General features: G+C 76.2%; 12 protein-coding genes. 8 read left to right on the top strand and 4 right to left on the bottom strand.

The window, feature by feature from the left end:
* Positions 1-2: 2 nt before the first annotated feature.
* The 3 genes from FB00_RS11810 to FB00_RS11800 form a co-directional block, all read right to left on the bottom strand.
* Positions 3-707, bottom strand: a complete 705-nt coding sequence (locus FB00_RS11810; protein WP_047233127.1) for an esterase/lipase family protein — start codon at positions 705-707, stop codon at positions 3-5.
* 198 nt (positions 708-905) lie between these two features.
* Positions 906-1,355 carry an SRPBCC family protein gene (locus FB00_RS11805; RefSeq protein ID WP_047233126.1) on the bottom strand — a complete coding sequence of 150 codons (450 nt, stop codon included), beginning with the start codon at positions 1,353-1,355 and terminating at the stop codon, positions 906-908.
* An 82-nt stretch (positions 1,356-1,437) separates the two neighbouring features.
* A complete protein-coding gene (locus FB00_RS11800) occupies positions 1,438-2,070 on the bottom strand; it encodes a nucleotidyltransferase family protein (protein ID WP_082141249.1) in 633 nt (210 codons plus the stop codon).
* Positions 2,071-2,200: 130 nt separating this feature from the next.
* Between FB00_RS11800 and FB00_RS11795 the strand changes: the two genes are divergently transcribed.
* The 6 genes from FB00_RS11795 (at position 2,201) to helR (ending at position 11,020) form a co-directional block, all read left to right on the top strand.
* Positions 2,201-3,085 (top strand): endonuclease/exonuclease/phosphatase family protein, encoded by an 885-nt coding sequence (locus tag FB00_RS11795; RefSeq protein WP_082141248.1) that lies wholly within the window; start codon positions 2,201-2,203, stop codon positions 3,083-3,085.
* A gap of 82 nt (positions 3,086-3,167) precedes the next feature.
* Positions 3,168-4,028 carry an ABC transporter ATP-binding protein gene (locus tag FB00_RS11790; protein WP_047233125.1) on the top strand — a complete coding sequence of 287 codons (861 nt, stop codon included), beginning with the start codon at positions 3,168-3,170 and terminating at the stop codon, positions 4,026-4,028.
* Between the two features lie 111 nt (positions 4,029-4,139).
* Positions 4,140-5,141, top strand: coding sequence for an iron-siderophore ABC transporter substrate-binding protein (locus FB00_RS11785; RefSeq protein WP_047233124.1), 1,002 nt, complete (start codon positions 4,140-4,142; stop codon positions 5,139-5,141).
* A 214-nt stretch (positions 5,142-5,355) separates the two neighbouring features.
* Positions 5,356-7,419, top strand: a complete 2,064-nt coding sequence (locus FB00_RS11780; protein WP_047233166.1) for an iron ABC transporter permease — start codon at positions 5,356-5,358, stop codon at positions 7,417-7,419.
* Positions 7,420-7,499: 80 nt separating this feature from the next.
* A complete protein-coding gene (locus tag FB00_RS11775; protein ID WP_047233123.1) occupies positions 7,500-8,492 on the top strand; it encodes a siderophore-interacting protein in 993 nt (330 codons plus the stop codon).
* A 293-nt stretch (positions 8,493-8,785) separates the two neighbouring features.
* Entirely contained in the window at positions 8,786-11,020 is a 2,235-nt protein-coding gene (helR, locus tag FB00_RS11770; RefSeq protein ID WP_047233122.1) for an RNA polymerase recycling motor ATPase HelR, read from the top strand.
* 60 nt (positions 11,021-11,080) lie between these two features.
* Here helR and FB00_RS11765 read toward each other — a convergent pair whose 3' ends face one another.
* Positions 11,081-11,662 carry a YbaK/EbsC family protein gene (locus FB00_RS11765; RefSeq protein WP_047233121.1) on the bottom strand — a complete coding sequence of 194 codons (582 nt, stop codon included), beginning with the start codon at positions 11,660-11,662 and terminating at the stop codon, positions 11,081-11,083.
* 374 nt (positions 11,663-12,036) lie between these two features.
* On the opposite strand from FB00_RS11765, the gene FB00_RS11760 reads away from it, so the two are divergent.
* Both FB00_RS11760 and FB00_RS11755 read left to right on the top strand, forming a co-directional pair.
* Entirely contained in the window at positions 12,037-13,056 is a 1,020-nt protein-coding gene (locus tag FB00_RS11760; RefSeq protein ID WP_052877622.1) for a hypothetical protein, read from the top strand.
* Positions 13,053-13,910: DNA polymerase Y family protein (locus tag FB00_RS11755; RefSeq protein WP_047233120.1), on the top strand; the 858-nt coding region annotated here is incomplete at its 3' end. The genes FB00_RS11760 and FB00_RS11755, both read left to right, overlap by 4 nt.

Raw genomic sequence — 13,910 nt, 5'->3', positions numbered from 1 at the left:
GCTCAGTCGCGGGAGGTCGACCGGGCGAGCCGGTCGACCTCCCGCACCACGACCTCGACGAGCGACGGGTCGCCGAGCGGGAGGAAGTGGCCCGCGAGGGGCAGCTCGACGTTCCGCCCGCCCTCGAGCCGGCCCGTCTCGGGGATGTGCGGGTCGAAGCGCGGGTAGACGGCCGTGATGCGGGCGTCGACCTGGTGCTCCGCGGCGAGCGCGAGCAGCGCCGCGTCCCGTGGTGAGAACGCGCGCAGCGTGCGGCCCAGGAGGTAGCGCGCGTAGCTGGAGCCGTTGAACGGCGTCGCGACGGCGACCATGCCGGCCACGCGCGACCCGGCGGGCGAGAGCATGACACGCTTGCCCACGAGACCGCCCTTGCTGTGCGCGACGAGGACGACGTCGTGCAGGTCCGCCTCCACGAGGAAGGCGGTGGTGCGGTCGGCCGCCTCGGCGAACGGGCGCCGGTTGTACCCGAGGCCGGGCACCGCGTGCACGGGGTGCCCGGCCCGCGCGAGCGCCGTCGCCACGGGCGCGAGGAGCTGCCACGTCTCGTAGACGCCCGGCAGCAGCACGACGGGGTCGCGGCCGCCCGGGCCGCGCGGGACGGGACGTCGCGGCCGGACGACGCCCGCGACCTGGCGCGCCGCCACGTACGCGTAGTCCGCCGCGCGGTCGCGCAGCCGCAGCGTCCCGGCCCACCGGGGCGCCCTCACGCGATCCCTCCCGCGGCGAGGACGGCCGCGTCGACGGTGTCCGGTCCCGAGCGGGTCGGGGCGTGCGCGGTCATCGCACCAGGATGGCGGGCGGGTCGGCCTCGCGCGCGGCAGCCGCCGGACGCGACGGAGCGGGCCCGGGGACCCGGACCCGCTCCGTCATGTCGCCGGTGGCCGGCGGGGCTGCGCGTCGGGGCGTCAGCCGACGTCTCCGCGCCAGGCGCCCGTCTCGGTCCCGCGCGACTCGATGAACTCCTTGAACCGCGCGAGGTCACCCTTGACGCGGCGCTCGTCGAGCTGGAGGACGTCGCCGACCTTCTCCACGACACCCTCGGGCGACCAGTCGAGCTGGACGGTCACGCGGGTCTGCGTGTCGTTCAGCCGGTGGAACGTGACGACGCCCGCGTGGTCCGGGCCGGACGTGCTGTTCCACGCGACGCGCTCGTCCGGGTGCTGCTCCGTGATCTCCGCGTCGAACTCGCGCTCGACACCGCCGATCTTCGTCCTCCAGTGCGTGTGCGTCGGTTCGAGCTGCCGGATCTCCTCCACGCCCTCCATGAAGCGGGGGAACTCCTCGAACTGCGTCCACTGGTCGTAGGCCGTGCGGACGGGGACGTCGACGTCGATCGACTGGGTGACCGTGCTCATCGGTGTGACCTCGTGAGGTAGCGGGCGGTACCTCTTCACCCTGTCCGGGGTCTGGTTCGCTCGCGCGTCGAACGCGCCCCGCTCACTCGAGGGCGTTCGACGGGTCCCCGGACGCCGGTTCTGCCGACGCACGGCGCCCGCCGAGCGAGGCGTCCTCCATCTGCTCCGCGTCCACGACGCCGAGCTCGTCGAGGAGGAAGAGGAACGCGCGCGCATACGGGTTGTCGTCGACGCGCGCGCGGACCTCGGGCCAGTCGATCTGCTCGCGCATCGCGCGCGCGACCGGCAGCAGCCGCGAGAAGTCGCAGTAGTGCTCGCCGACGACGCGCAGCTTCGACGTCATGATCTCGGTCGCCGAGAGCACGGGCATGCGGACCGCGAGCACCTCGAGCTCGTCGGTGCGGGCGAGGAGGTCGTCGTCGATCGGCTCGCCGACCATCCGGTAGAGGATGTCGATGAGCTCCCCGCCGTGGTACGCCTTGAAGAGCCAGTTCTCCGTGGGCTCCGTGATCTCGAGCCCGGCGGCGCGAAGCACCTCGCGTGCGCGGTCGACGTCGACCTCGCGGATCGCGAAGTCGGCGTCGTGGCTCGGCTCCGGCGCTCCGCGCGCCCACGCGGCGTACCCGCCGACGAGGGCGTGCGGGATCTCCGCCTCGGCGAGCGCCGCGGCGGTCATGCGGAGGCCGTCGTGCAGCGCGTCCCTGTCGTCCACCATGCCCAGGGTCTACACCACCCGCGGTGCGCTGGCACGTCGCGCGGCCCTCCGACGCCGCGCCGTCCGTGGCGCGGCGTCGGACCGTCCCGAGCGCGTGCGACCCCGCGCCGCCGTGCCCAGAATCGGGAGGGTGCGCCTCGCGACGTTCAACATCCTGCACGGGCGGTCGCTCGTCGACGACCGGGTCGACGTCGACCGCTTCGCCGACGCCGTCCGCGCTCTCGACGCGGACGTGCTCGCGCTCCAGGAGGTGGACCGGGACCAGCCGCGCTCGCACCGTGCCGACCTCACGGCGGTCGCGGCGGAGGCGGCGGGCGCCGTCGAGCACCGGTTCGTCGCGACGCTCGTCGGCGAGCCCGGCGTGTGGACCGCGCCGACGGGGGAGCACCAGCCGGGCCGGGCGGCCTACGGGATCGCGGTCGTGAGCCGGTTCCCCGTCTCGGCATGGCGCACGGTCCTGCTGCCCGCGCCCCGCACGCGCGTCCCGGTCCGGTTCCCCGGCAGTCGCCTGCCGACGCTCGTGCGCGACGAGCCGCGCGCGGCGCTCGTGGCGCGCGTCGACGCCCCGGGCGGTCCGCTGACCGTCGCGTGCACGCATCTGACGTTCGTGCCCGGGCGCAACCTCACCCAGCTCGTGCGGCTCACCCGGTCGCTCGCCGCGGAGACCCCGGACGGCGAGCCGGTCGTGCTGCTCGGCGACCTCAACATCGACGCCCCGCAGGCGGCCCGCACGAGCGGGTGGCGGCCGTTGGCCTCGGCCGCGACGTTCCCGGTCGGCGAGCCCGCACGCCAGCTCGACCACGTGCTCGCCCACGGCGCCGTGCGCGCGACGGAGCCCGGGGTCGCGGTCGACACCGGCCTGTCCGACCATCGCGCGCTCGTGGTCCCCGTGGCCCTGGGCGGGGAGCACCACGCCTCCCCGACGCGCGCCCACGCAGCCGACGAGGACCATGCGCCCCCGACGGCCGCCGTGGGCGAGCCGCGTCGGCGCCCCGCGCGGACGGTCGAGGACTGACGCGGGCGCGTCGCCCGTGAACCGCGTCACACGCGTCGGAGGGGCTGGTTCCGACAGGGCGGCATAGATTAGCCTCACCTATGTGAGTGCACCCTCAGTTGTCCCGAGCCCGGTCGCCGCGACCGGAGCCCCGGCGCTCGCCGGGCACGACCTGCGGCTGTCCTACGACGCGCGCACCGTCGTGCACGGCGCCGCTCTGGAGCTCGCACCGGGGGCCGTCACGGCCCTGATCGGGCCCAACGGCTCGGGCAAGTCGACGCTCCTGCGCTCGCTCGCGCGGCTGCACCGCCCCGACGCCGGGACCGTGGCGCTCGACGACGCGCCCGACGCGCTCGCCCTGCACCCCAAGGACTTCGCCCGGCGGGTGACGCTGCTGTCGCAGAGCCGGCCCACGCCGTCGGGCGTGAGCGTGCGCGACGTCGTCGCCTACGGGCGCCACCCCTACCGCGGCCGGTTCCGCTCGAACGACCCCGACGGCCCGCGCGCGATCACGCACGCCATGGACGTCACGGGCATCACCGCGATGGCCGACCGCGGCGTCGACGAGCTCTCCGGCGGCGAGCTGCAGCGCGTGTGGCTCGCGACGTGCCTCGCGCAGGACACGCAGGTGCTCCTGCTCGACGAGCCGACGACGTACCTCGACCTGCGCTACCAGGTCGAGCTGCTGGACCTCGTGCGCGACCTCGCCACGGAGCACGGCGTGGCCGTCGGCGTCGTGCTGCACGACCTCAACCAGGCGGCCGCCGTCGCCGACCGCGTCGTCCTGCTCCACGCGGGCGTCGTGCGCGCCACGGGACCCGCCGACGCCGTCCTGACGTCCGAGCTGCTCACCGAGGTGTACGGCATCCACGTCGACGTCTACACGCACCCCCTCACGGGGCGCACGTGCTGCGAGCCGCTCGGGCGGCACGCCGCGCGCCTCGACACCGCCGTCCTCGTCTGACCCGCACCACCCCGACGTACCTCCACGACCCCTCGCCCGGCCCCGACGCGCGGCCACCGGCCCCGCCCCGACGGAGCACGCCCGGGCACCGACCGAACCCGAAGGACACCCATGCGCTCGACCACCCGTTCCCTCGCCGCGGGCGCCCTCGCGCTCGCCACGGCGCTCGCGCTCACCGCGTGCGGCACGACCGAGGACCCCGCGGCCGCGGACGACGCCGCCGACGCGACGACCGACGCGGCGTCCGGCCCCGTCACCGTCACCGACGAGCGCGGCGAGGTCACGCTCGACGCCCCGGCGACCGACATCGTCTCGCTCGAGTGGGGCCTCACGGAGAACCTCGTCGCGCTCGGCGTCGAGCCCGTCGGCCAGGCCGACGTCGAGGGCTACAACACGTGGGACACGGTCGCGCCGATCGACGCGAGCACGCCCGACGTCGGCACGCGCGGCGAGCCCAGCCTCGACGCGATCTCCGCGCTCGAGCCGGACCTGGTCGTCACGACGACGGACCTGCCCGAGAACGTCATCGCCCAGATCGAGGAGGTCGCGCCGGTGCTCACGCTGCGCGGCTCCGACGGCGAGGACCCGATCGGCTACATGCGCTCCACGGTCGAGACGCTCGGCACGGTGACGGGCCGCGAGGACGAGGCCGCCGCGGCGCTCGAGACCTACGACGCGAAGATCGCCGAGGCCACCGCGGCGCTCGACGAGGCGGGCCTCGCCGGGGCCGAGTTCACGATGGCCGACGGCTGGGTGACGAACGGCGCCGTCTCGATCCGCATGTACACGCCGGGCTCGTTCTTCGGCGCCATCGGCGAGGAGATCGGCCTCGTCAACGCCTGGACCGAGGGCGGCGACCCGGACTACGGCCTCGCGCAGACCGACGTCGAGGGCCTGACCCAGCTCGGCGACGTGCAGTTCCTCTACGTCGCGAGCGACTCCGAGGCCAACCCGTTCGAGGAGGGCCTCGCCGGCAACGCCGTGTGGGAGCAGCTCCCGTTCGTCACGGCCGGGAACGTGCACCGTCTGCCCGACGGCATCTGGATGTTCGGCGGCCCGCTGTCCGCCGCGGCCTACGCCGACGCGGTCGTGGACGCGCTGACGGCCGCCTGAGACCCCTCCGCACCACCACCGGCCGCGCCCGGACGACGAGAAGGCTGACGAGAACCACAGTGCTGACGAGGACACCGTGACGCGGCGCGAGCAGCGCACGACGGCGGAGCCGGACACCCTCCTCCTGGAGGACCCGGCTCCGGCCGTCGTCCCGGGCACCGACGGGACCGCCGACGGCGGGCGCGCGGGCGACGGCGCCGGCACGGCGACGACCGTGCCCCGCCCGAGGACGTCTCGCCTCGGGATCGCGGGGGCGTTCGTGGTGGCGGTCGTCGTCGCGGCGGTGCTCGCCGCCGTGCACCTCACGCAGGGCACGGCCGACGTCGGCCCGCTCGACCTGCTGCGCCTGGCGACCGGGGGCGACGGCGTCGACCAGACGGTCGCCGTCCTCGTCGCCTCGCGCGTGCCGCGGCTCCTGGCGGGCCTGCTGCTGGGCGTCGCGCTCGGCGTCGCCGGTGCGGTGCTCCAGTCGGTCGCGCGCAACCCGCTCGCGTCGCCCGACACCCTCGCGGTCAACGCGGGCGCCTACCTCACGGTCGTGGTCGTCGCGGCGTTCGGCATCTCGATCCCGTTCTACCTCCAGGGCGGCCTCGCGTTCCTCGGCGGGCTCGCCGCGGCCGGGCTCGTGCTCGTCCTCGCGCGCGGCGGCGCCGACGGCCCGACCCGGCTCGTGCTCGCCGGGTCGGCGATCATGCTCGCGCTGCACTCCCTGACGATGGTCCTCCTCGTGCTGTTCGAGCAGGAGACGATGGGCCTGTTCGCGTGGGGGAGCGGGTCCATCGTCCAGTCGGGCACGCGCACGGTCTCGATGGCGACGCCCGTCGTCGTGGTCGGCGTCCTCGCCGCGCTCCTCCTCTCCCGCCGCCTCGACCTCCTCGGTCTCGGGGACGACGCCGCGACCGTCCTCGGCGTCGACGTGCGCCGCACGCGCGTCCTGTCCGTCCTCGTGGCCGTCCTCCTGGCCTCGATCGCGGTGACGGTCGCGGGACCGGTCGGCTTCGTCGGACTCGCCGCACCGGTCGTGGCGCGGCTCGTCGCGCGCCGGGTGCCCGGGCTCGGGCGGCACGTGCTGCTCCTGCCGTTCGCGGCGATCGTCGGGGTGGTCGTCGTCCTGGGCGCCGACGTGCTGCTCCGCCTGCTGCTGCCGGGCATGCTGTCCATCGCCGTGCCGACCGGCATCGTGACGACCGTCCTCGGCGCGATCCTCCTCATCTGGCTCGCGCGGCGCCTGCGCGACTCCGGGCCGGCGTCGTCGCGCGGCGCGCACGGGTCGCTGTCCCGCCCGCGCGCGCGACGGGCCGTGCTCGTGGTCGTCGTCGTCCTGTCGCTCGCCGTCGCCGCGGCCGCGGTCGCGGGCCTGCTGCTCGGCGACCGGGTCGTGCTGCTGGGCGACGTGGCCAACTGGTGGAACGGGCTCGCCGGACGGCACGTGACGTTCGTCCTCGACCAGCGCTTCCCGCGCGTCCTCGCTGCGCTCCTGGCCGGTGCGGCGCTCGCGCTCGCCGGGACGATCGTGCAGGCCGTGTGCCGCAACCCGCTCGCCGAGCCCAGCCTGCTCGGTGTGACGTCGGGCGCCGGGCTCGGGGCCGTGACGATGATCCTCCTCGTCCCCGGCGTCGGGATCTGGCCCATGTCCGCCGCGGCGGCCATCGGGGCATTCGTGGTGTTCGGCCTCGTGTACGGGCTCTCCTACCGCGGCGGGCTCAGCTCCGACCGGCTCGTGCTCATCGGCATCGGCGCCCAGGCCGGGGTCATGGCGCTCATCACGCTCCTCGTGGTCGTCGTCGCGCCGTGGGACGTCAACCTCGCGCTCACGTGGCTCTCCGGCTCCACGTACGGGCGCACGCTCGAGCAGCTCATCCCCGTCGCGCTCGCGCTGCTCGTCCTCACGCCGCTGGCCGCCGTCTACCGCCGCGACCTCGACGTGCTGGCGCTCGACGACGACACCCCGCGCGTCCTCGGCGTCGCGCTCGACCGCACGCGCCTGCTGCTGCTCGCGGCTGCGGCGCTGCTCACGGCCGCGGCCGTGTGCGCGATCGGGGCGCTCGCGTTCGTGGGCCTCGTCGCGCCGCACGCCGCACGGGCGCTGGTCGGCGCGCGGCACGGCCGGGTCGTCCCGGTCGCGATGCTGCTCGGCGCGCTCCTGGTGTCCGTCGCGGACACGCTCGGTCGCGTCGTCATCGCCCCCGAGCAGATCCCCGCGGGCCTCGGCACGGCCCTCCTGGGCGCGCCGTACTTCGTCTACCTGCTGTGGCGCAGCCGCGGTCGGGGAGCGTGACGCGTCTCACGGTGCCGGAGCCGGGTCCGCGTCCCGGACGGGTTGACCCCGGTGAGGGTGCGTAGGTTAGCCTCACCTGTGTGAGCCAGACCGTCGTCGCACCCCGCACCCGAGCCCGTCGCCCCGTCGCTCGGGCGACCGCGCCGTGGCGCTTCTTCGACGTCGAGGTGGCGCGCGTCGAGCAGCTCACGCCCAGCTTCCGCCGGTTCACGTTCACCGGCCCCGAGCTCGACCTCTTCGGGGACCCGGGCCTCGACGTGCGGATCAAGTTCGTGCTCCCCGCGCCCGACGGCGGCTACGAGCACCTCGTGCGCGACGCCGAGTCCTGGTACGCCGCGTGGCGCGACCAGCCGGAGGAGCGCCGCAACCCGCTGCGCACCTACACGACCGTCGCGGTGCGCCCCGAGGCGCGCGAGGTCGACGTCGACGTCGTGCTGCACGGCGACGCCGGCCCCGCGTCGCGCTGGGCGCTCGCCGCCGAGGTCGGCACGCCGCTCGTCCTGCTCGGCCCGGACGCCACGTTCGACGGCCCGGCCGGCGGCATCGAGTTCCGCCCGCCCACGCGCCCGCACGCGCTCCTGCTCGCGGGCGACGAGACGGCGCTGCCCGCGATCGCCGCGATCTGCGAGGACCTGCCCGCCCACGCGTGGGGCGAGGTCTACGTCGAGGTGCCGCACGTGGGCGACGCGCGCGACCTCGTCACGCCGCCCGGGGTGCGCGTGACGTTCCTGGCCCGCGACGACGCCCCCGGCGGGGAGCGCGACGCCCATGGCGCGCGCCTCGTGCCCGCCGTCAAGGAGGCCGCCGAGCGCATCCTCGGCGCGGGCGTCCTCGGGACCGACCCGCCCGCCCAGTGCCGCACGGCCGAGGACCTCGAGGACGTCGACGTCGACGCGTCGATCCTCTGGGAGGTCCCCGGGCTGCTCGAAGAGGACACCGTCCTCTACGCGTGGCTCGCGGGCGAGGCGAGCGCGATCAAGACGCTGCGCCGCCACCTCGTCACCGACCTCGGCGTCGACCGCCGCGCCGTCGCGTTCATGGGCTACTGGCGAGAGGGCCGCGCCGAGAGCTGACGCGCTCCACGAGACGAGAAAGTGGCCCCTCACCGAGCGCGGTGAGGGGCCACTTCTCGCATCTCGGCTCATCGTCGTGGACGTGGCCGCGTCCGCGCGGGTCCGATCCTGGTCGGCGACGGGAACAGGAAAGGGAGGCCGACCGGCCTCCCTTTCCAAGGTATAGCGCACGGGGGGTCTTGCGGCAAGGCCCCCCTGGGGGCGCAGAATCTCCGCTCGTGCGTGGGTCGTCGTGGTCCGCGCCGTCCCCGCTGGACCTCGGACCGGAGCTGATAACGTTGCCCGACGCCCCCGTGACCGCCGACCGCCCGACCGACCGTCCCACCCCCAGGCCCGCACGGGTCTTCGACCTCCCCGACCGCCTGGCCGCGAAGGCCGACCCCGCGCTCGTCGACGCCGACGAGCGGCACTTCGCCGCCATCGCGGCGAGCCTCGAGCACTCCGTCGCGGACCTCTCGCAGCGCCTCGACGCGGCGCGCCGCGCGCCCGGCGGGAGCGGGACCGGGGCGCTCGAGCGCGACCAGGAGATCCACCGGCTCAGCAGCCGGCTGCGGCTGCTCCAGCGCTACGGCGTGGACCTGTGCCTGGGTCGCATGACCTTCGCCGACGGGTCGGAGCCCGTGTACGTCGGTCGCGTGGGCCTCACGGACCCGGCGGGGGAGCGGCTGCTCGTCGACTGGCGCTCGCCCGCCGCCGAGCCGTACTTCGCGGCGACGCCCGCGCACCCGCTCGGCCTCGCGGCGCGCCGCCGCTACCGCTGGGCGCGCGGCCGTGTCACCGACTACTGGGACGAGGAGCTCGTGCCCGACGGCGCGGGGTCGGGCGCGGCGCTCGACGACCAGTCGGCGTTCGTCGCGAGCCTCGGTGCGAGCCGGTCGCCGCGCATGCGCGACGTGCTCGGCACGATCCAGGCGGACCAGGACGCGATCGTGCGCGCGGGCTCGCGCGGCGCGCTCGTCGTCGACGGCGGCCCCGGCACGGGCAAGACCGTCGTGGCGCTGCACCGCGCGGCCTACCTGCTCTACGCCGACCCCCGGGTGGGCGAGGGCCACGGGGGCGTCCTCGTCGTCGGGCCGAGCCGCCCGTACCTCGCGTACGTGGCCGACGTGCTGCCGGGGCTCGGCGAGGAGGGCGTGCAGACGTGCACGCTCCGGGACCTCGTCCCGGAGGGCGCCGCGGCGCGCGAGGAGACCGACCCCGAGGTCGCCCGGCTCAAGGCGTCCACCGAGCTCGTCGCCGCGATCGAGCCGGCGGTGCGCTTCTCCGAGCGCCCACCGACCGAGGGGATGGAGGTCGAGACGCCGTGGGCCGACGTCTGGCTCTCCACCGCCGACTGGGCGGAGGCGTTCGAGTCCGTGGACCCCGGCACCCCGCACAACGAGGCGCGCGACGACGTCTGGGCCGCGCTCGTCGAGATCCTCGTGGACAAGGCGTGCGGGGGCGCCGCGGAGGACGGCGTGGACCTCGACGCCCACGACGTGCGCCGTGCCCTGCGCGGCCACCGCGCGCTCGGTGCCGCGTTCGACCGCGCGTGGCCGCTCGTCGAGGCGACGGACCTCGTGGCCGACCTGTGGTCGGTGCCCGCCTACCTGCGCCTGTGCGCGCCGTCGCTCACGCCCGAGGAGGTGCGCGCGCTCCAGCGCCCGGACGCGCAGGCCTGGACGACGGCGGACCTGCCGCTGCTCGACGCCGCCCGGCAGCGCCTGGGCGACCCGGGGGCGTCGCGTCGCCGTCGCCGCAACGCGGCGGCCGCGGCGGCCGAGCGGGCCCGCATGGACGACGTCGTCGACCACCTCGTCGCGTCCGACGACAGCGAGCTCATGGTCATGACGATGCTCAAGGGGCAGGACCTGCGCGACGCGCTCGTCGACGAGGGGGCGATGGTCACGGCGACGCCCGACCGGCTCGCCGGCCCGTTCGCGCACGTCGTCGTGGACGAGGCGCAGGAACTGACCGACGCCGAGTGGCAGATGGTGCTGAGCCGCTGCCCGTCCCGCAGCGTCACGGTGGTGGGGGACCGCGCGCAGGCGCGTCACGGGTTCGCGGAGGGGTGGAGCGAACGGCTCGGGCGCGTCGGGTTCGACCGGGTCGCGGAAACGTCGCTGAGCGTCAACTACCGCACGCCGCAGGAGGTCATGGCGGCGGCGGAGCCCGTCATCCGGGCCGCGCTCCCGGACGCCAACGTCCCGACGTCGGTCCGCAGCACGGGCGTGCCGGTCGCCTACGGCGCGGTCGCGGACCTCGACGGGGTGCTCGACGGCTGGCTCGCCGAGCACGCCGAGGGCACGGCCTGCGTGATCGGTGGCGCGGGCTCCGTCGCGGTGTCGACCGAGTCGGTCTCGGCGCGGCTCGGCGAGGACGGGGCGTCGCGCGTGCAGGTGCTCACGCCCGAGACGGCGAAGGGCCTCGAGTTCGACCTCGTCGTCCTCGTGGACCCGCAGGGATTCGGCGACGGCGTCGAGGGCGCCGTGGACCGCTACGTCGCGATGACGCGCGCGACGCAGCGGCTCGTCGTCCTCGAACGCTGACGATCCCCCGCCGAGCACGACATGGAGGTCGTCATGTCGTGCTCGGCAGGGTGGGGCGGGTCAGGCGACCGGGACGGCCAGGTCCTCGACGACCTCGACGCCGGGCAGGAGCCCGAGCAGGCCGCCGGGGAGGAGCAGCTTCGAACGCCGCACGCCGCTGCCGATCAGCGCGAGCTCACCGTCCGTCACGACGCGTGAGTCGACGAGCACGCGCCACCCGTCCGGGAGCCCGACGGGCGTGATGCCGCCGTACTCCATCCCGGACTCGGCCGTCGCGCGGTCGGTCGGCAGGAACGACGCCTTGCGCACGTCCAACAGCTTGCGGACGCGCGTGTTGACGTCGGCGCGCGTGTGCGCGCGCACCACGGCGGCGGCGATCCGCTCGTCGCCCGCGCGTGCGCCGCCCACGACGACGCAGTTCGCCGACGCCTCGACGGGCAGGTCGAACGCGGCGTTGAGCGTCGCGGTGTCCGCGAGGTCGGGATCGATCTCCGTCACGGCGACGAGCGCCGCGACGTCCGGGTCGGCCTCGGCCCAGCGGCGCAGCGCGTCGGCGGTCACGGGGGCGACGAGGTCGAGGTGGTCGAGCGCCGGCTCCCAGGTGAGCGAGCCGAGCGTGGGCAGGGTCGTGCGGGCGTCCATGGCGTCAGCCTGCCATCCGGCGGGGCACCGTGCGGGGAGGGCCGGATGCCGAGCATGCGCCTGCTCTCGCCGGGCATGCGCTCGTGGCTCGTGGCTCGTGCCGCACGCCGGACGGACTGCGACCCCAGGTTCGGCAGGGAGGAGGTTCAGGTAGAGGTCGAGGGTTGGGGTCAACCTTCGATCGACGGTCGAGAGTTGCGGCGGGCATCTCGGACGAAGCCGACGGCTCTCACCTGCGGAGTTGACACCCCGCGACGGCGGTCGTTCACTGGAAGTGTTCGAACGTCTGTTCGAACGATGGCGGGTGCAGAACGACGCCCCCAGCAGTCGACGCGCGGTGCGCGTCCCGTCCGAGCAGCATCCCGGGAGGCGAGATGACCCTTCTCGCCGACCCCGCCGAACGGGCGGGGGCACCAGGCCCGACGGCTGCGGCCGTCGACAAGGCCGAGCGCGCCCGTGCCGTCCTGCGCCGCGCGGAGGAGCGTACGGGCGTCCGCCGACACCGCCCGGTCGTCGCACCCGCGGTCCCGGCAGCACCGGCCGCCGTCCCGCGCGCCGACACGGTCCCGCTCGCCGACACGGTCTCGCTCGCCGACGTCCCGCTCGTCGACGTCTCCTCGGCGGCGGCCGCCCGCCCGGCCCCTGTCGCGCCGGCCGAGCGCCCGGCGCGCGCTCGCGGCCGCCACGTCGCGAGGCGTGACCCGAGCCGGGACGTGATCCCGGACGAGCGGGCGTGGCCGGTGCACGACGCGCTCGCCCCGCTCCTGCCGCTCGGTGCCCTGCAGCGCGGCACCGTGCTGGCGGTGCGCGGGTCGACGAGCCTCCTGCTCGCGCTCGTCGCGCGGCCGTCGCGGGCCGGGGCGTGGACCGCCGCCGTCGGGTTCCCCGCGGTCGGGCTGCTCGCGGCCGCCGACGCCGGCGCGGACCTCGACCGCGTCGTCCTCGTCCCGCGGCCCGGGCCGGACGCGGCGCTCGCGATCGCTGCGCTCGTCGACGGCCTGGACGTCGTGGTCGTCGGGCCCGACGCCGCCCTCACCGACGCCGACCGACGGCGCCTGGCCGCGCGGGCGCGGGAGCGCGGGGCGCTGCTCGTCGCCGCGGGGACGTGGCCGGGCGCGCACGTCGCGCTCACCGTGACCGGCGGCGGCTGGTCCGGTGCGGACCGCGGGGCGGGCTGGCTGCGCCGTCGCACCCTCGTCGTCGAGCGCGCGGGCCGCGGGGGTGCCGCGCGCCCCACGCGGGTCGAGGTCGAGCTCCCGCTCGCCCACGAGGACTGGCCCGCGTTCCTCGCCGAGGACGTCCGGGGCACCCGGCCCGACGCCGAGGCCGTGGTCACCGACGCCGGCCGGGTCGACGACCCTGACCGGCCCTCCCGGCTCCGGCTCGTCGGATGACCACGAGCCCGACCCGCACGGCGGCCCTGTGGGTGCCGGACTGGCCGGTGCTCGCGGCGATGGCGGTGCGCGACGTCCCCGCGCACGTCCCCGCCGCGACGCACGACGGCCGCCGCGTCGTCGCCGTCTCCGCGACCGCCCGCGCCCAGGGCGTGCGCCGGGGCATGCGCCGCCGTCGGGCCCGCGAGTGCTGCCCCGAGCTCGAGCTGCTCGACGTCGACGACGCGCGCGACGCCCGCGAGTTCGAGCCCGTCGCGCTCGCGGCCGAGACCGTCGTCGCGGGGCTGGAGATCACCCGGCCCGGCCTGCTGCTCCTGCCCGCCGCCGGGGCGAGCCGGTACCACGGCTCCGACGCCGCGCTCGCGGAGGCGCTCGTCGCGCGCGTCGCCGAGCGCACCGGGCACGAGAGCCAGGTGGGCGTCGCCGACGGCATCCTCGCGGCCGTTCTCGCCGCGCGGGACGCCGCCGTCGTCCCGCCCGGCCGCTCCGCCGCGTTCCTCGCGCCGCGGCCGGCGCGCGAACTCGTGCACGTCACCGCCCGGCCGGACGCCGCCGTCGCGGTCGACGAGCTCGTGGACCTCCTGGGCCGGCTCGGCGTGCGCACGCTCGGGGCGCTCGCGGCCCTGCCGCCCGCGACCGTCGAGGGGCGTTTCGGCGACCTCGGCGCGTGGGCCCACCGGCTCGCGCGCGGCGAGGACCTGCGCCCGCCCGCGCGCCGCCGCGTCGAGCCCGACGTCGCGGTGAGCGCCGAGCTCGACCCGCCCGCCGAGCGCGTCGACGTCGCGACCTTCGCCGCGCGCCGGCTCTCCGAGGACCTGCACGACCAGCTCGTCGCGCGCTCGCTCGTCGCCGGG

This window comes from Cellulosimicrobium funkei (genome assembly GCF_001019615.1).
In the GTDB taxonomy this organism is placed as follows: Bacteria; Actinomycetota; Actinomycetes; order Actinomycetales; family Cellulomonadaceae; genus Cellulosimicrobium; species Cellulosimicrobium cellulans_E.
This window is presented reverse-complemented; position numbering and strand designations above follow the sequence as displayed.